At 41.1% G+C, this 19,142-nt stretch carries 15 protein-coding genes and 1 pseudogene; 3 read left to right on the plus strand and 13 right to left on the minus strand.

All coding sequences use genetic code 11. The annotated features are described in order from the left end of the window. The first annotated feature begins 151 nt into the window (after positions 1-151). Entirely contained in the window at positions 152-910 is a 759-nt protein-coding gene (locus ABE547_RS13705; protein WP_347379272.1) for an IclR family transcriptional regulator, read from the plus strand. Between the two features lie 159 nt (positions 911-1,069). On the opposite strand, the gene ABE547_RS13710 is transcribed toward ABE547_RS13705, so the two are convergent. The 4 genes from ABE547_RS13710 to ABE547_RS13725 all read right to left on the minus strand — a co-directional run bounded on the left by ABE547_RS13710 (position 1,070) and on the right by ABE547_RS13725 (position 6,341). Beyond that, positions 1,070-2,503 carry an aldehyde dehydrogenase family protein gene (locus ABE547_RS13710; RefSeq protein ID WP_347379273.1) on the minus strand — a complete coding sequence of 478 codons (1,434 nt, stop codon included), beginning with the start codon at positions 2,501-2,503 and terminating at the stop codon, positions 1,070-1,072. Positions 2,504-2,533: 30 nt separating this feature from the next. Continuing rightward, complete coding sequence (locus ABE547_RS13715; RefSeq protein ID WP_347379274.1) at positions 2,534-3,700, minus strand: FIST N-terminal domain-containing protein; 1,167 nt, start codon at positions 3,698-3,700, stop codon at positions 2,534-2,536. Between the two features lie 160 nt (positions 3,701-3,860). After that, positions 3,861-4,970: an aldo/keto reductase gene (locus ABE547_RS13720; RefSeq protein ID WP_347379275.1), complete on the minus strand. Its 1,110-nt coding sequence runs from the start codon at positions 4,968-4,970 to the stop codon at positions 3,861-3,863. Between the two features lie 33 nt (positions 4,971-5,003). Then, positions 5,004-6,341, minus strand: coding sequence for an MATE family efflux transporter (locus ABE547_RS13725; protein ID WP_347379276.1), 1,338 nt, complete (start codon positions 6,339-6,341; stop codon positions 5,004-5,006). A 218-nt stretch (positions 6,342-6,559) separates the two neighbouring features. Here ABE547_RS13725 and istA point away from each other — a divergent pair, with 218 nt between their 5' ends. Next, positions 6,560-8,164, plus strand: coding sequence for an IS21 family transposase (gene istA, locus ABE547_RS13730; RefSeq protein WP_347379277.1), 1,605 nt, complete (start codon positions 6,560-6,562; stop codon positions 8,162-8,164). Beyond that, positions 8,154-8,891, plus strand: a complete 738-nt coding sequence (locus ABE547_RS13735; RefSeq protein WP_129879949.1) for an ATP-binding protein — start codon at positions 8,154-8,156, stop codon at positions 8,889-8,891. The genes istA and ABE547_RS13735 overlap by 11 nt, the downstream gene beginning before the upstream one ends. A gap of 193 nt (positions 8,892-9,084) precedes the next feature. Here the strand turns inward: ABE547_RS13735 and ABE547_RS13740 are convergent. The 9 genes and pseudogenes from ABE547_RS13740 to ABE547_RS13780 all read right to left on the minus strand — a co-directional run. After that, positions 9,085-9,240: pseudogene (locus ABE547_RS13740) on the minus strand (sporulation transcriptional regulator SpoIIID); the annotation flags it as partial. Next, positions 9,227-10,801 (minus strand): recombinase family protein, encoded by a 1,575-nt coding sequence (locus tag ABE547_RS13745; protein ID WP_347379278.1) that lies wholly within the window; start codon positions 10,799-10,801, stop codon positions 9,227-9,229. The gene ABE547_RS13745 and the pseudogene ABE547_RS13740, both read right to left, overlap by 14 nt. Before the next feature lie 121 nt (positions 10,802-10,922). After that, positions 10,923-12,035: a hypothetical protein gene (locus ABE547_RS13750; protein ID WP_347379279.1), complete on the minus strand. Its 1,113-nt coding sequence runs from the start codon at positions 12,033-12,035 to the stop codon at positions 10,923-10,925. A gap of 67 nt (positions 12,036-12,102) precedes the next feature. Continuing rightward, complete coding sequence (locus tag ABE547_RS13755) at positions 12,103-14,103, minus strand: AAA family ATPase (protein WP_347379280.1); 2,001 nt, start codon at positions 14,101-14,103, stop codon at positions 12,103-12,105. A 10-nt stretch (positions 14,104-14,113) separates the two neighbouring features. Next, a complete protein-coding gene (locus tag ABE547_RS13760) occupies positions 14,114-14,809 on the minus strand; it encodes an RloB family protein (RefSeq protein WP_347379281.1) in 696 nt (231 codons plus the stop codon). Next, complete coding sequence (locus ABE547_RS13765; protein WP_347379282.1) at positions 14,802-16,061, minus strand: ATP-binding protein; 1,260 nt, start codon at positions 16,059-16,061, stop codon at positions 14,802-14,804. The genes ABE547_RS13760 and ABE547_RS13765 overlap by 8 nt, the downstream gene beginning before the upstream one ends. 99 nt (positions 16,062-16,160) lie before the next feature. Continuing rightward, entirely contained in the window at positions 16,161-16,337 is a 177-nt protein-coding gene (locus tag ABE547_RS13770; RefSeq protein WP_347379283.1) for a hypothetical protein, read from the minus strand. Between the two features lie 438 nt (positions 16,338-16,775). Next, positions 16,776-18,110: a virulence-associated E family protein gene (locus ABE547_RS13775; protein ID WP_347379285.1), complete on the minus strand. Its 1,335-nt coding sequence runs from the start codon at positions 18,108-18,110 to the stop codon at positions 16,776-16,778. A gap of 19 nt (positions 18,111-18,129) precedes the next feature. After that, positions 18,130-18,735 (minus strand): CHC2 zinc finger domain-containing protein, encoded by a 606-nt coding sequence (locus ABE547_RS13780; RefSeq protein ID WP_347379284.1) that lies wholly within the window; start codon positions 18,733-18,735, stop codon positions 18,130-18,132. Positions 18,736-19,142: the final 407 nt, after the last annotated feature.

The raw sequence follows: 19,142 nt of genomic DNA on the forward strand, positions 1-19,142 counted from the left end.
TCTTTCAACATATTCATTCGGATTATTTTATTAAATTTTTCATTCTTATTGACATCATTTTCTGTGAATTTTAAAATAAAAATATGTATATTTCAAGATAATACTGCAGGTATCTCCTGCATGCCATGTATGTAAGAAATGGGGAATTCATATGGAAGAAAATGTAAGAGTTGTTGATCGTGTATTTGATATCATTGAGCAGCTGGCAGCTTCTCATTCAGCTATGAGCCTGTCAGAAATTGCCAAGGAAACCGGTATGAGCAAGAGTACCGTTCATCGTCTCCTTTCTTCTATGTGTGCACGCCATTATGTAGAAAAAAATGCGGATAACACCTATTCCATCGGATATAAATTAATGGAGACGGTGAGCCTGCACATCAATAATCTGGAACTTCTGACAGAAGCCAAGCCTTTCCTGAGTGATCTCATGCGAGACCTGCATCTGACCGCACACATGGGAATTCTGGACGGATGTGATGTGGTATATCTGGAAAAAATGGATATCTACCCCAACACTCGTCTTTATACACAAGTCGGTTTTCGTTCTCCTGCCTACTGCTCTTCTATGGGCAAATGTCTTCTCTCCTGCCTGTCCGGAGATGATCTTGAAGAAGCGCTGTATGGATGTGATTTCAAGCGCTATACCCCCAACACAATCACAGATATCCGGGAATTCAAGCGTTATCTGCGCGTCGTCCGACGACAGGGATGGGCCATGGATAATGAAGAATATCAGCTGGGACACCGCTGCGTCGGAGCTCCGGTATATGACTATCGTGGAACGCCTGTCGCTGCCATCAGTGCAAGCGGCTCCATCACGCAACTATCGGACCGCAACCTGGAGGCAGTGATACAGGAAGTAAAAAGCGCTGCCGCCAGCCTTTCGCGCCGAATGGGATACGTAGGATAGAGGGGATGTCGTAAAATATATTTGTGTCCTCCTGATATTATGCAATCTTTACAAGAAAAGCTGAGGTAAGCGAGTCAGCATCGAAGCGTTCTTGTAAAAATTGCATATAACAGAAGGATTCACAAAAGATTTACAACGATCCCCTCATTCTCAAAATTTCTAAAGGATATTCTTTAATACGATGGTCTTTGTTCTTGTTACTTCATCAAAGGTAGACATCACGCCTTCCGTTCCGATTCCGGAATACTTGTATCCTCCGAACGGCATCTCAAAACTTCTGAAGAAGCTTGCTCCATTAATTACGGTTCCACCGCATTCCAGTGCATTGCAGACTTTCATCGCAGTCTTCATATCCGCGGTGAATACACATCCACATAATCCAAACTTGGAACCATTGGCGATCTCGATTGCCTCTTCCACCGTGTCAAATGTGATGATCGGTACTACCGGTCCGAAGATCTCCATATCAATTGCCACATTCGCCGTCTTAGGAACCTCTGCGATCACAGTCGGTGTTATAAATGCACCGTTTCTGATTCCGCCAAGTACGATCTTTCCTCCCTGCTCTACCGTAAGATTGATCTGACGTTCTACTTCGATCGCAGCCTTTTCACTGATCAGACATCCGATCTGCGTACTTTCGTCCGATGGCATACCCTGCTTTAACTGCTGAATTCTTGCAACCGCTTTTTCAGTAAATTCTTCTACCCGGCTCTTATGAATCAGGAAACGTTTGGATGCACAGCATACCTGGCCGGTGTTATACATACGTCCCCAGATCAGCTCTTCTACTGCAAGATCCACATCTGCGTCTTCAAGCACAATAAATGCATCATTGCCGCCAAGCTCCAGTGCGATATGTGCCAGATGGTCTGCTGCAGTTTTTGCAGTCTCAATACCAACCTCTGTAGAACCGGTCAGTGTGATTGCATGAACATCTTTATTGGAGCAGAGCCAGCTTCCCACTTTGGAACCGCGTCCGGTCACGATCTCAATGGCTCCCGGTGTAACGCCTGCTTCTCCAAGCATCGCTGTCAGCTTGCACAATGTCAGCGGATTATCGGTAGACGGCTTCACAATCGCTGCATTTCCTGCAAGGAGTGTCGGTGCGATCTTCTGATCAAAAAGGTCACACGGGAAGTTAAACGGGATCACACATGCAATGACGCCGATCGGCTCCCGCTTTGTGATCAGTACATTTTTATCCTGTCCTGCCTCCATGCCTGCCGGAATAGTCTCTCCATACAGATGCTTTGCTCTCTCAGAAAAAGCCTTAAATGCAATCGGAATATTTCCAATCTCTGCCCTTGCTTCCACGATAGGTTTTCCGGTTTCCGCAGATAATGTCTGTGCCAGATCTTCTTTGGATGCCTCTACAAGTTCCAGAAACTTATACATGATCTCTACTTTCTCATATACCGGAACCTTTGCCCAGATCTTTTGCGCGGCCTTTGCCTTTTCCACTGCAAGATCTACATCTTCCTTTGTTGCTGCAGGTATTGTATCCACAACCGCTCCGGTCGCCGGATTGATCACATCGATTGTCTGTCCGTCTGAAGCATCCACTGCGATACCATTGATAAACATCTTCATATTCTATGTCCCCTTTCTTTCACTCCGTAATTAAGCCTCAAATGCGGTAAATGACAGCATCAGTCCACCACAGGTGTTCAGTCCGTCCGCCTCATATCCATACTCACCAAACGTAAACTCCGCGATAAACGGAACACCGTCTGCTTCTTTGATCAGCTTTTCTGCCACTTCATCGATCCGCGCATCAATACCGGCTCTTCTTCCTCCGCAATGTACGATATGATAAGCACCTGCCGGTACAGCAAGTTTTTCTTTCAGTTCCGCAAGCGTAGCACCTGTAGAATCAATCAGTTCATCTACGGTTCCTTCCATTCGGATCACTGCTGTTCCCTCTGCCAGATTATTACCGATATTCATAGTCAGATCATCATTGCCATTCATCGGATGGCGGATCGCAACCAGATCACCCAGACGGTCTTTGACACCCAGAGGAGAAGTAATGGTCTCTGCCAGCAGAGCGCCTCCCTTTAACGCCTCTACATCCATACCTCTCCACTCTGCATATTTCTGAAGTGCCGGAACTCCGTCAATCTCTGCCAGCACACGATGGTCAATTACTTTTGTGATCACACCCATATCCTTTGTCTCACGATATGCGCCCGTGAACTTGTTCGCCATCTTCTTATCCGTATAGAAAAATGCAACTGCAACACCATCTGCAAATACGCCTTTATCCGTAAATAATTTCCACTTTCCTTCAATACTGTTATCAGCCGCGCTTCCTCCGTAAAACGGTACTCGTCCGATTACTTCCGTGATACCCTTTACATAGAATTCTTCCAGACCGGATGGTGCTGCCATATAGTAATAGTCCGGAGGCGTTGCCTTGCCGGCTTTCTCCATTGCAAGTTTTGCTGCCTGTGCGCCTGCATCCACCGGACAATCTGTTCTCTCAACTGCAGCGATTCCCACCTTCAGATCCGGATCTGAGATGGCAAGGATCCCAACGAATCCATCCGGGGAACTGATATATCCTTCCGGTGTGATCACACCCGTAAAGGAAGTATTACCGATCACCGGAACTCCCGGCAGTTCTTCCGCAATTCCTGCCAGCATGGCATCCAGATCATAATCACAGCTTGCATATACATACGCCATATTGACAGACTCAAGCCCTGCCTTTGCTTTTGCAGCAGCCTCAGCACCTGCTGCCTTCGGGTTACTGTTGATACTGGAACCAGTATTTCCTTTCATCATAGTTTTGGCCTCCTTTTTGTATAAAACAAACAATATTTTTATTAATTACAATTATAAATTATTCATTTTGACACACAACCGGCCAATCCCACCATGCGGAACGGGCGTTCCACCTGGTGGAACGCCCGTTACCCTGTCATCTGTATTCTACTGTACTACTTTATGATAACGCATGGATTTCCTTTAAACGTTCAATAATCGGAAGGTGCTGTGTACACTGACGTTCACATTTACCACAGGCAATACATGTTCCGGATATCTCCTTCTCTATATCCCAGTGATTCTCCAGTCTTTTTGCAATCTCCTCTTCTTTTCCTGTCAGGATCTTCTGATTATAGGCATCCATAAACTTCGGGATCTCAATTCCCTTCGGGCACCCCTTGCAATACCCGCATCCCGTACAGAGGTTGTTGAGTGCCTTTCCTTTTTTGTTATACCTTTCAGCAACTGTTTCTGCCGGTTCCTCCACCAGCCCTTCGACCGCTTTTACTGCATCATCGATTTGTTCCTTTGTGGTACATCCCGCCAGTGTAACCGTAATTTCCCTGTGAGACGCCACAAACCGCAGTGCCGCCTGAGCAACTGTCAGATCCGTTCCTTCCGTCAGATAGAAAAATGCTTCCGGATTCTGTGGAATCAGTCCTCCTCCGAGTGGATTCATGACTACAACTCCCATTCCATTTTCATATGCTTTTCGTATTCCACTCTGACGGAACTGATAATTCAGCGCATTATAACCAATCAGCATCCCCTTAAATTTGCCTGTTTCCACAACATTTTCGATGTCATTTCCCTGCATATGCGAAGAAAATACAATGTTCCGGATGAGGCCTTCCGATTTCGCTTCCTCAAAAAATCCATACAAAGCTTCCATATGCTTTTCCCAGGATTCCAGATTCAACATACACCACATATGGTAAAAATCAATATAATCTGTTTTCAGCCGATCCAGAGATAATTCCAGACGTCTCCGGAAGACATCCCGATCCGGTGTTTCCGTCTCCAGTGTACTGAAATTCGTCTTTGAAGTGACATATACCTTTTTTCGATCCACCTGAGACAGCGCAATTCCCGTCACGATCTCACTTTTATCGTCACAGTAAAACGGAGCCGTATCCCAGTAGTTAATTCCTTTCTCAAAAGCATACAGCGGAATCTCCGCACATTTTTCCAGACGTCCTGCCTTAATATCTTCCTCATCATAACGCATGGTCCCAAGACCGATTGCTGATACTTTCATATCCGTATTGCCATATTGCTTATAATACATTTTCCCATCCTCCTGATATATTGTGCAGAGCTTCTATCCTTTCTGCCATTTGATCTTATTCACACAGACCATACACATCGGTACAATATATAAGCATGCCGTTACCCATGCAGCCTGATCCGCGAAACAGATCGCTGTATAACCATAATATCCTACAAAGCACAGACTTACAATGCTTCTTGCAAACATTTCTGTAACCCCGGAAAAGATTGCCCTTCCCGAAAATCCCAGCCCCTGCGTACTCATACGGCAGACATTCAGGAATCCAAGACTCCAGAAGAAATATCCCATACAGCGCAGATATTTGGCTGATGCATCCAGCACTTCTATCGCTTCCTGTCCGACAAAAATAGTGGAAAGGGATCTTCCGCAAAAGATCATAATCACTCCGGCAATAACTCCATAACCAACCGCGATTGCAACGCCTTCCCCGATGCCCGTCTGAATTCTCCGGAACTTTTCAGCTCCAAGATTCTGCCCGCAGAAGACCGATACCGCAGAGCCAATCGCGTCAAACGGACACATCAGAAACTGCTTGATCCTCATACCGGCAGTAAACCCGGACACATAGATGCTTCCAAGTCCATTATTCGCTGACTGCATGACCATGCTTCCGATCGCAGTGATGGAAAACTGCAGCCCCATAGGAACACCCATGAAAAGCAAATTCTTCGCCACCTTGGCCTTCATCGCACAATTTTGTCTTGTCGGTCTGAGGATAGCTGCTTTTTTCCAGATAAATCCTGCACACATCATCCCGCTCAGTGCCTGAGCGGTAATCGTCGCAATCGCAGCCCCTGCACATCCCCATTTCAGCACAATAATACAGAACGCATCCAACCCAATATTCAACACCGTTGAGATTGCCAGAAATATAAAGGGTGTCCGGCTGTCTCCAACCGATCGTAAGATACTGGACATCAGATTGTATAAAATTGTAAATGGGATTCCCAGAAAGATCACCAGCTGATACAGATATGCGTCATGGTATATTTCTTCCGGAACCGAAAGAATATGTAAAATCTCCGGAGTCAGAAGCGCACAGGAAACCGTCATGACCACCGCAACCAGAGCAGCCAGCACCATTGCATGGAATATGTAATCCCGCATCGCTTCCAGCTTTCCCGCGCCGAACTCCTTGGCGATCGGCACTCCAAATCCGGTACATGTCCCAATACAGAAGCCAAGGACCAGAAACTGCACGCTGCTGGTCGATCCTACTGCCGCCAGAGCATTAGCGCCAAGTACCCTTCCTACAATGGCAGAATCAATGATATTGTATGTCTGTTGCAGCAGATTTCCGATCAAAAGAGGGACTGCGAACTGAAGAATCAATCGAACCGGCCTGCCCTCTGTCATATTTTTAGTCAAAACATTCACCTTCCATACTCATATTCAACATGAGGTATTATATCACAAATGTGAGAATATTGCAGATTGTCTCCTGAAACGGCCAGCTGTGCCATATTAGGCGGTCGCACCTTGCCATAATTAACGGTCGGCATGTGCCATATTAAACGGCCAGTTCGGTCCTTTATAATAGTAGTATCTTCCGAACCGGAAGAAATACTATTTTTAGGAGGTCCGAAATGGATTACAAGAAAGTACTGAGACTTCACTACGTGAATAATCTCAGCGGCCGTGAAATCGCTGATAGCTGTGGAGACTGCAGCAAATCAGCAGTGAATGAGTTCCTAAGACGTTTCAGAGAATGTCAGGAGCTCTCTTATCCTCTCAAAGAGGATGTTACCAATGAGTATATAGAGTCTCTGCTCTATAAAAAATCCGGTGTCTCCGTCGATCTGCAGCTTTACCGCGACTTCAACAAAGAAGCCGTATATAAAGCATTGGCTCGCAAGGGCGAGACACTGAAACATCTCTGGCAGAAATATAATGCTGTTGGAGTGGTTGACGGCAAGAAACCATACAGTTATCGGCAGTATTGCAGGCGTTACTCAGAATGGACTGATTCAAAACACATCACTTTTCATATCCAGAGATATCCAGGCGTTAACCTGGAACTCGATTATGCCGGCAAGCAGCTTCTGATCCACAACCGCCGGTATCCAAATGAGACAACGAAGGTGACCATATTTATTGCAGCTCTTACCTACAGTGATTACTTTTATGCCGAAGGTATGATTGACTGCGATATTCGGAATTGGATCAGAGTCAACAACAATGCGTTGGATTTCTTTGGTGGCATTACACCAACCATCACTCCAGACAACTGCAAGGTTGCTGTAAACAAGAACAAGGACTGGATCAGTCCTGAACTTAACAAGGATTATCAGGCATGGGCTGAACATAATGATACTGTTATCACTCCAGCAAAGGTTAAGTCACCTCGCTGGAAGCCGGTTGTCGAAGGCCATGTAAAGATCGTGACCATGCACATCTTAGTAGAGATGGAGGAAATGATCTTTTATTCTCTCGAGGAACTTAATCGTGTTCTTCAACAGAAAGTAGCTAAAGAGAACAACAGAAACTTCGAAGGGTTATCGTATTCTCGTGCTGACCTCTTTAAAACAGAAGAGAAGGAGACTCTTCTGCCTCTTCCGCTCAATAAATTCGAGTACCTTGAGCGAAAGCTTGTTAAAGTAGCACAAGACTTCTCCTTCACCTTCGACAAGGTCCATTATAGCATGCCTAGAAAGTATTTAAAAAAGGAAGTTGAGCTACGTGTTGGAGAGAAAGAAATCTTTGTCTACAACAAAAACGGAGATCATATCCGTACGCATAAAAGAAGCTATACGCCTAAGGAATGGGTTATTATTCCTTCCGATATGCCTGCAGAATACGGTGATTACGGCTACTGGAATGTTCCATACTTCCAGCAGAAAGCATCAAAGATCGGGCCAAGCACAAGAGCATTGATTGATGCAGTGATCAAAAGATATGCCTACCCAGTACAGGCTTTCCGCAGCTGTTTCGGTATCCTTCGTTATGCTGAGAAATATAGTCCTGAAGCATTAGAAAAGTGCTGCAGAGACGCAATCAACTTCGGTAAATGCAACTATTCTTATGTGAGCAACACAGTATCAACCTATCATACAGAAACTAAACCAGATGCGACGGATGTATTTCCTGAGAATCAGGAAGCTGTAACAGGACGATACAAGGATGACGATAGTCAGTATTCTCTTAAGAACTTACTGATGCGCCAGGAAAAGGAGGCACATCATGAAGACTGATCACTCTGACATCAATGAAATGCTGGAGTTCCTTAATCTCCCGATTGCATCAGGCCGTTTTGCTGAACTGATGAGAAGTCCTGATTTGTCAAACTATAATGCGGTTCAGTTTCTACGTGAAATACTGGAAACACAGTACCTTGACAGAGTAGCCTCTAAGTTTGAAACCAATCTTAGGCTCAGCAGCCTTATCAACAAGGGTGCTTTGATGGAAAATCTAAAAACTGGAAACGGACGAATCTATAATGATGCTGTGGTGGAACAAATCCGAGATTTCACCTTTGCTGAGGATAGACTAAATGTCGGCATCTATGGTGTGACCGGTGCCGGCAAATCGTATTTCCTGTCAGCTTGCTGTGTTGAAGCATGCAAACGTAATTATCGCTGCAAGTACATAGACTACTCTGATCTTCTAGATGAGCTAATTATTCTGAATCGACAGGAAGACCTAACCAGATACCGCAAACGGATCAAGTATTACGCAAAGATCCAGCTCTTGTTTATCGATGACTTTGCTATAAGTAGATATTCGGAGGAAGGTATGAAAATCTTATACCATCTCATCAAGATGAAAGCTGATCTTGGAACATCAACCTTATTCACCAGTCAGTACAGTCCTGATGAATGGGGCAAGTATCTCAGTGATGAAAAAGAATGCTATGGAAAACTGGATGGCATCCGTCGACGGCTCACCACCGGCTTTACAGTTCTCATTGAGAAAGCATAGATCAAAGTAACTATATCAGCCAGTCCGGGGGACTCTATGGGATACCCTTATTTCATAGAGTTCCTTACCAGAAAATCGACCGTTTAATACGGCCCTGACTGGCCGTCGAATGTGGCCTCATCGGCCACTAAAGGTGGCTGTCTGCAAATATCACAAAAATGGTTGGGAATGAAATATCTTCCCAACCATTTTCTTATCGATGCTCCATATGCAGATATTTCTCTCTGGTAGCTAGTCCGCCACGAATGTGGCGTTCGGATTTGTTGACCTCCAGAACCTTGCGCGCTTCCGCGGCAAGGGCAGGATTGATCTGGAGCAGTCTTTCAGTTACATCTTTATGTATGGTCGTTATTATTAGGAATGGTTTTATTGTTGTGATTGGACTCGTCGTCTATCAGGATCGTTTCATCCAAACCCAAATCTCCCAGAAGGCGAAGGTAAATATCAACATTTCCATCTTTATCCACTTCTATCTTTTGAATCAGTTTTTTGAGTTGTATGTTTGTCATCTGGCGAACATCCGTGATATCTTCGATTCTTTTGAAGGTATTATTCAAAACTGCCTCTAACTGTTCTCCCTTGGTCAAATGATAAGACACCATCTTCAGTTCATTTTCCAGACGCTCGATTTCCTGCCGCATGCCACCGATTTTCTCATTCAACTCCTCACGGGTGATCAGATCATCGGTATACATGTCCATGTATTTCTGCCTGGTCTTTTGCAATTTTGTAAGCTGCGCAGTCAACTCTTTCTCATATTCCAGGTTTTCGTCCTTTGCTTTGTAAACACGCTGGAATTCATTGACTACGTGATTGATCACCTTTTTCTTCTGCTTCAATACTTCCGCAAAATATTCCTGCAGAACTTCAATCAATTCGTCCTCATCCACCGTTACTGCGTTAGGGCAGCTGTCCGCTCCACGCCCATTATGCCCGGAGCAAACCCAGCGGACATAAGTGTTCTTATAAGTCCGCACTGTCCGACGGAAGGACCAGCCACATTCTTTGCATTTAATCAATGTTGAAAAAAGATATTTATTACTTTGACGCTCATGTTTCATATTAAAAGACGCATGCCGGGAATGAAGTGTCTCCCCCGCCTTCTCAAAGGTTTGATCATCAATGATCCGAAGTTCCGGACGTTCTACAACCATCCATTCCGTCTCGTCTTTATCCGCTCTCTGTCCCGTCAGGAAATCCGTCACTTCCTGCTTTCCATTGATGATTTTTCCTGTATATATCTCATTGGTCAGAATCCGGCAAATCGCATTCTGACTCCATCTACAATTGCGCTTTGTGGTCAATCCTTTTTCATTCAGCATATTGGCAATCTTGGCCGCACCGTAACCTTCTTCTGTATACCACTGATAAATCTGGCGGATGACCTTGGCTTCTTCCTCATTGATAGCAAGATTAAAATAATCTCCTATTGTCTTATCATATCCATAAACAATATTAGGAACCCGTCCCTTTTCTGCGTTCATCTTCTTACCGAATTTCACACGCTTGGAAGTATTGGCACTTTCCTCCTGAGCAAGAGCACCGAAGATTGTGAGTACAAATTCACTGTTTCCCATGCTGGTCATGTTGGCTGTGAGGAACTGAGTTTCGATGCCTAATGCTTTCAATTTGCGCACATTCTGTAAAAGATCCACCGTATTTCTGGCAAAACGAGAAATGTCTTTTACAACGACCATGTCAAAGAGACCGTGTTCAGCATCGGACATCATACGAAGAAATTCTTTACGATTCTTAATTTTGGTTCCGGAAATGCCCTCGTCTGCATATAATCTTACAAGGGTATCACCGGTACGTTTGGTATATTCGGAGAAGAACTCTTTTTGAGCTTCCAGACTGTTGAGCTGATCGGTTTTGTCGGTAGAAACACGACAATAGGCTGCTATGTTCATTTTGGATGGCCTTTCTGTTGTAGTTGTGTCGTTCTGTTACAACTTTATTATATTGTTTTTTTCTTATAATACAATAAGAACTTCTGAATTTCTCCAAAAGTTCTTACTTATTATCATCCTATTATTTCAATGCATTTCCCCATTTGATTGTATCCTTTTTCGTCCATGTTGAAAACAAAAATTTATCAAATACACCAAATTCCGTCATTGTATACTGAAATTGTCTGTCCTCTCGATACTCCCCAATGTTAGTAATTATTCCTGTTCCACCAAGTCTTAAATTATACTCACGATCTCGATATATAGGTCCTAACTGCTTATACATAGAATAATTGAAAGAATCATCAATTTTTATATGTTCGCAAACAGAAGAATACTCTTTGTTACGCTGATATGGCGCAAACAATGCTAAATTTATTGCAGCATATGCAAATATTTCATCACTAACCCTCTTCGAAAAATATGCAACGCCATCATATTCTAATTCTTTACATGCCAGCATTATACTTTGAGACACAATATACTCCGATTTAAATATACGTCCACTCTCTTTGACCGTATAAGATGTTGCCATCATCAGAATTAACAACTTTAACCAACTATGTACTTTTGACTCTTCAAATTCATCAAGTCTTCCCCAATCTCTCATCATTACTGCCAAATTAAAGATTTTTTGACTTCCATCTAACACAACTGGCGATACATTAAGTTTATGTTCCGGCGGACGTCCCAATTCAATCCAACATGCGTATGAGCTATTTCCTAAATATAAACTCGGAATTCCCGGAATGCTAAATCTATAATTTCCAGTTTTCCCTCTCATAGAAAATGGTAAATGTAGCATTTCATTTGCTTCATATGTATGAACGTCATTGCTCAATCTTGCTCGAAACAACTGAATTTCTGTTCCCTTAATTCCTGGAAATGCGTCCGAATTTATAATAGTATTTACTGCAAGAGTATTATCCGCACAATCTTTAACTAAATTCTTGATTACATTATGGGCTTTAGAAATACTCCCATCATAATATAATCTAATAGATTCTTTGACTTTTTGAGAATATTTTCTTATTATCTTAAGACTCTCCTCGTCTGCTCCAGCATTCTTTGCAACTTCAAGTAACGTTCGGTATTTTTTATTTAAATCTTTATAGTAGTCCTCATCTTTATCTACCACATATGGTGCATACAATTCTTTTACAATAAAATGCTCTACCCAAGTTAATTTTGCCATTGATTATATTTTCTCCTTCGTATATAGTGGATTCTTTCTACATTATGCTTTCGCTTGCGTACTTTACTTATATTTTATAAATAATCGAACACATCTTTTCTAGCACTGAAATCAAATCCCGAAATACACTTGTTTTCAACTCATCTATAGAATAGTCTTCCATTAACTGTACGAGATATTCTTCTTTAGACAGTTTCTTTTCATGCGTAAATTTATTTAATTCATTTCTACCTTCAAAGAATCTCCCCACGTTGTCATCACACATCATACACTTCTGGAATCCTTTCCATCTTTCTTCATACATCGCTTTATACTTTTCTCGTTTTTCATCTTCTGCCGCTTTAAATTTATCCTCAAAATTTTCTAACAAGTGTTTGGGTTGATACCAGTTTGCTATCTGCTGTCTATCTGTTTTCGTTACTGCGTTAGCACAGAAATGATTATATTGACATTCATAACACTTAATCATATCTCTAAGTAAATTTTCATCTATCCCTGTCTTCTTTAATAACAAATCATTTATAAAATATCCTTCTATTGAATATCTAGGTGCTATAAAGATTGATTTCTCTATATTTTCAATTTGCTCTTGAGACAGATTTCGACCAACTTTTACTATATCATTTAACAATTCAGTTTTTCTTTGTTCTACATTCATTCCGTCCGAATCTCGAATAATTAAAAATGGAATATTAAATCTATTATTAATCAGTAATTCCGCATTGGCAAAAAATTTCAAATTTTCACAGTTTCCTGTAATCAATACATTTATTTCATCACTTGAACCAGGATGTATTTTATTTAAAATGCACTCAATTACAGCTTTATCATCTTGCCCTTCCACAAAAATTATTCCTTTGTTTACCAGTATATCATCTGCACGAATTCCTAATTCCTGAATCACTTCTGAAACTGTAATATCAGAAAGAGTTGCTTCTCCAGCTTCTCTCTTTACTAGTTTTATTTGGTTTCTTTCCATCTTTCCAACAGTAATCGGAGAATGTGACGAAAAGATAACCTGATTATTTATTGATATCATAAGCAATGTATCTATCATTTTTCTTTGAAGAGATGGATGCAAGTATACCTCTGGTTCTTCTATAATTAAAATGTATTCCGTCTTTTTTTGAGCAAGTTCAACATATGCCTCTAAAATCGAAAGGATAATCATACTTTGATATCCTGTTCCACAACTTAAGATATCACTTTCTATATTTGTACTCTTATCCAAAATCTTAGTATAGTATGTCGTTCCTTTAGAGATATTAACATCTGAACTTACGATAACTTCAAAATCATTTACACCTATAGCCTCATTATAATATCCAGTGATACTATTTGAAATAGATTGACAACGTTTAGCGCTCTCTTTTGCAATTATTTCATTAAGTTGTCTATATGATACCGTCTCATTACCAGCAATCGAAATATTTGTTGCCATATCATCATCAAGCATTGCAATCAACTCTCTTAAATAAGAATTAGTTCCAGCAGTACTTTCATTTTTAGGATCTCTGATTGCCGGAATGACCTTAAGAATTGGTAAGACTTTTTTTAATTCAGCTTCTTTTATTTCTCTTACTGAATCCACATCCACATAATACTTTGTTCCCATTCTGTCAGCATTTGTTACAACTAACTTAACACACATAGCATCATCAACAACTTGATATGTTTCTTTTACTTCTTCCAATTTACGTTTTCTTGTATCTGCTACTTTTTTCCACGCATTCTCAACTTTATTATCCTCAGCATTTTCAGTTTGCAATTTTTTTGCCTTATCAATCAACTTAAGAATCTCATCTGCAAAAAGCTTTTCTTCTAAATATTCATCTGTTACTCCATTAAACCAAATAATAATTTCAATATTATCATGTGTCCCCTTATGGAAATCACTTCTGAGGACCGTCTTCTTTACAGAAGGAAATACGCATTGTATTGCATCTAAAATAGCAGATTTTCCCGCATTATTTTGACCAATAAAAGCCATAATTCTATCATCAATCATGACTTCACCAGAATCTTTAATTGATTTGTAATTCTTAATCTTCAGCTTTACTATATCCATTTATCTTCTCCTAAAATTTTTTCTTTATTTCCTCCGGCAAATACTTCGCCAGTTCTTCCACCAACTCATACACCTTCGTTCCCGGTGCTATCTCTGTCGGCGTTTTTCCTTCTCCATCTTTTATAATCCGCTTCGCATATCGTATTGCCAGCTTCGGATTCCCTTTTATCATCAGAATTTCAAAAATATCCCCCATGTTCTTCTGATATTTTCCTATTCCTAATTCTGTAAATTTTTCACTCAGAAACCTCTTATATTCTGATCTGTGATTATTGGAAGTGTAGTATGCAAAATGAAGCAGGAACCAGAACTCAATGCACTCGTTGCTCCATGCGGTATGATACTGTAAATCTGGGGTCTCCTTATTTAACTGTTCGGCCCGATGTACGACACCATTAAAATCACCTGGTGGAAAACTGTCTTTATCGTAAACACACCATATCTGCCCTTTTTTGATTTTATTTTTCTTAACATACCGTTCAGCCATCCCGATCACCCGCATGGTTTCTGCCTGGCATGGTTCAATCTCAATCAGTACCATATCCCGGTAGACAGGGTTGTCCTCGATTAATTTCTTGAATCCTTCAAAGTATCGAGGCTCTGTCTGCTGGCCCTCACAGAAGATATAGTAACGGTACTCCTTCATTTCCATGTATTCTTGGCGACGTTTTTTCTTCCATGATTCCATTCCGGCTTTTTTAGGCATTGACAGTCCCCCAATCTATGATTCTTCTGAGGTATGGATCCGCACCATATTTCCCCTCCAGATACTGCTTATCAAACTTTGCATCTTTACGAACAGATTCTCCTTTACTGTTCTTAAATTCAACCAGAGAATACAGCTTGGAGTTCTGGCTGTTGCCTTTAGCCACAAACCAGATTTCATCTCTGCGGAACACTTCGCTGTTCATTGTTGACAAATCATGAGATGTAAAGATTAGCTGAGCGCCTTTACGGTTCACTTCCATATCGTTATACAACATGATAATGTGTCGAAGTAACGCAGGATGAATTTTTGCATCCAATTCATCAATTACTAAAGTTGTTCCTTCAATCAAACTTTCCGCGATAAACGGAAGCAATCCGAACAATTTTTTTGTACCACTGGACTCATCTGACAGATTCAGCTCTGCTTCATAACCATCTACTTCATGTTTTGTAAAAACTTCTATCCGATCATGTTCTTTTTCTTCCACACGAAAGTCCAGAATATCCAAATCCATTTCCTGAATCATTTTAAGGACAAGATCCTTAACATCATCAGAATTAGCAATCGCCATACGCAACTCCTGCATCGGATTTCCGTAATTCATAAAATCAATTCCAAATTCAAACCAATCCAGCACATCATTTACGACTTCATTTTTCCGATAAGTAATCCCAAGATAGGAGAGTAACGGAAGAGTATCTGATAACTCGTCACTTATTTTTAATCTGGCAAAAGTGCCTTTCAGAATAATTCCCTCATCGCCTCTCTCAAAAAGTGCTGATCTTCTACCGGTATCTAACTTTACACGATCCAGACGTTCATATAAAACCACATCGCGTTTTATATTTAAAATATAGCGGTACTCAGCCAGCTCCGTTCTGAAAAACACCTCAAATTCCGTAGGTTCTTCTTTTTTCTTTTCTGAAAAAGCGAACGGCTCAATAACCAATTTTTTACGAGGTATTACACGATCTTCATTATCACTGGTTGCATATAATGGTCGAAGTACCTTTAATGATAAACTATGCAAAGCTTCAAGGACATTTGATTTTCCACCACCATTCGGTCCGTAAATAGCTGACACCGGCAAATACAACTCGCCATCTCTATCCCTGATGATCCGATCTTCATGTTCAGAAATGGCGGCAGCTTGCATATCAAACGTTGCCTCGTCTCGTATACTTTTAAAATTCTTAACTGTAAATTGACACAACATAATAGTTACCTCCAAATTCCACACTACTTTCACTATCTATTATATTCCATTTTCATATTTTGTAAACAATATTTGCGATAAAATCTCATATTTTTGTTTGTAATTTATATAAATGGAGATTCTACACACTATTTACGCAGAATCTCCCTCATCACATTCCTTCTCCCGGTCAACCTGATCCGCCGCAGCCTGAATCGCTTTTTCTACCTTTTCTGAATTGGCATCTATTAAAATTTTTAGTATGTAATCGGCGGTTGCTGCCGCTGAGTTCGGATTATGAATTCTATAATTTAGTTTTCTTTTCTGCATAGCGGAGCTTCCACCTCCTCCCTGCGGTTTTCTCTTTGTCCATAACTATGAGAAAATATATAAAAATAGTCCTTTAAAATATTGTGCTTCGCAAATGTAACTGAAACACACAAAAATCTATGTCGATTGCCCGACAGAGAGAGTAGATATTTTCTCTTCGGTACTGCTGTTTTTGATCTCTGCAAAGTAATGTAAACCAGAATGTCAACTATATTGAGAACACTTTTAAAAATAAACCTATATAATTCATTCCTCTTCATGTATGAAAGTAAAGTTTTCAAATTCGGTAGTTTACATTTCTATGAAATTCTTAATAGCACTGATATTACAAGGATTTTCCCAGCAAACCAACTGTAAACTATCTGTCAATTATCGAATACTATTCGTCATAAAAGTTCATCTCCCCAAATGATAAAACATCCTCTCTCTGTCGGGCATTCAAAATGGTAACACCTGTTGTTCACTCTCTGTCAGTTCCCGAAATCCATCCTCGGCGTTCTGGTTTACATCATCTACGTATCTCGTCCAGCCTTTCTGAGTTCCATAATTTCGGAATCTGTGAGAGCTAATCCGCTTCCAGCCAACAATTTTTGTATCCATAATCTCTGCGATTTCATTTGATTCATATCTCTTTGGTTCTCCATACTGATGATCCAGTGCTTCTTTCCAGATCATTTTGATACAGACATAATCTTCCCTATAATCATCCAGCCATCCTTGAATTGTCCCTGCCAATGTATCCTCCTGCATGAACTGTTCCCGATATAAGCTAATTTGTGATTCCATTTCTCTGGAAAATTTCATCAGCTCTGCCGAATTCTCCGCGGTACGATATAGGTACATAGCCTCTGCCCAGAGCTGATCAAAGTATGCTCTTGCCTCCGCTTCGTCATCTAATATATGTTTTTCTGCTTTCTCTGCATGAATCATGATTGGCAGAAATCTTCTCGCCCCACTCCGGTCAAATGGCAAGAATTGCTTTGTATTCGTTGTCCCTGCAAAAACACATTGTCTCAGTCGATCTTCTTCATACTGCTGATACGGAATACGAAACGTATCTTTCTGTCTGACAAGAAATGATTTGATCTCTTCGTTACTCTTTGCACTGACTGCAGCAATCATCTCCGACATCTCCATAATCCAATGTCCACGAAGTTTTCCGTATACTTTTTCATCATTCAGATGTTTCAAATCATCAGAAAACCAGTCATCCTTTATCGCAAGAAAGCGAAAAAATGTTGATTTTCCAGCTCCTTGTGTGCCAACTAGGCAGAGCATTTCATCCATCTTATACCCCGGATGAAAAACTCGTAGTATCGCACCTATCATAAAATGCTTCAGGCATTCATATACCAATTCCGATTCATCCGCTCCCATATACCGCTTCAACACATGACGGATACGCTCCGTTCCATCCCATTGAAGTTCGTTCAGATAGTCACAGATTGGATGATACTTGTTGCTGTTCGCCTCTGCTCTCAATGCTTTTTTCATATTTTTCTCATTTCCCAAATCATAGTATCGTTCAAAGTAATAAAACAGAAATTCCTCCCCTTCGTCTGTCAGTGAAGTAACCCGGTCATTCCACCAGAGGATTTTTACCACATCTACCCGCTGATTCAACAAATTAAAACGCAGACTTCCGGCAAGAATCGGATCTTCTCTGAGGACGGTCATATAATTCTGCATCGTTCCCTTAACCGTTCCGTTCATTGTTACCGCAAGCTGCTCTTTGATATTCCTCACCGCTTCCAGATCTACCATTGATTCCATCCGACACACTGCATTCTCTCTATTTTCTTCTGACATAGTCATCACACTTTCGCTCAATTTCTTCCACCTTCTTTCGTTTTTCTTGGACCATATGATCCTTCTCCTGCTTTTCTCCAAATAAAAGAATATCCAAAACATACTCAACATAGCTTAGTTCCCGTAATGCTTCCACGAAACGTTCATTCCATTCTTCCTTCGGATTCCTGGGTGCATATTGTTTCTTCCAGTCTAAAAGCATTAATCGATAATCCAAATATGCCCTTACACATCTAATCCCATCATCATCCCGTTTCTTTGTCCGTATTATTTCTGCCGTTTTAATCGAATCGTTCTTTTTCCCTGCAGGAGAGTCCCTGGACTTGCTGATATAACTAATTCCAAAATCATCTGCCAGTTTTACAGCTACTTCTCTGGCACCGAGTCCAAATAACTGTGCAGTAAAATCAACTGCATCTCCGGTACATCCACAACCAAAGCAATAATATCTACGATCAACCTTCATGCTGGGAGTGTTGTCCTTATGAAAAATACATCTGATCAACCCACTTCGGTTAGGTTTGAGCCCATACAATTCCGCCGCCTGTCTAACTGTGACATTCTTCTTTACTTCTTCAAATAATCCCATCTTAGTTCCTTCCCATCTGCTGAAATATTACATTCGGACTTTTATTCAAAAATGAATATATCGATTGTCCAAAGAAGGATTAAAAAAAGACCCTTCTATATATCCAAATTTTGAGAGGGTCTTATACAACATTTTTTCAAATTTTTTTCAAAAAATATAATCTCTACCTTTATCACCACAGGAAATACATACGGTCTTAAAATTTCCCTGCGAAGCTAAAATACCATTTCTATTTTTTGAAAAAATGGTCAGGAAACCGAGGGTATGGGGAATCGGAATCCCCATTGGATATTCCGTTGCGGCGGAGCCGCCAGTCCGGCGTGGCGAGAGCCACCTGTCCGGACTAACGGAGCCACATTTGTTTAGTGTTTATAGTTACTGTGCCTGAGACGGATCCAGGCCATAAA

Source organism: Dorea sp. YH-dor226, assembly GCF_039832105.1.
Classification (GTDB): domain Bacteria; phylum Bacillota; class Clostridia; order Lachnospirales; family Lachnospiraceae; genus Dorea_A.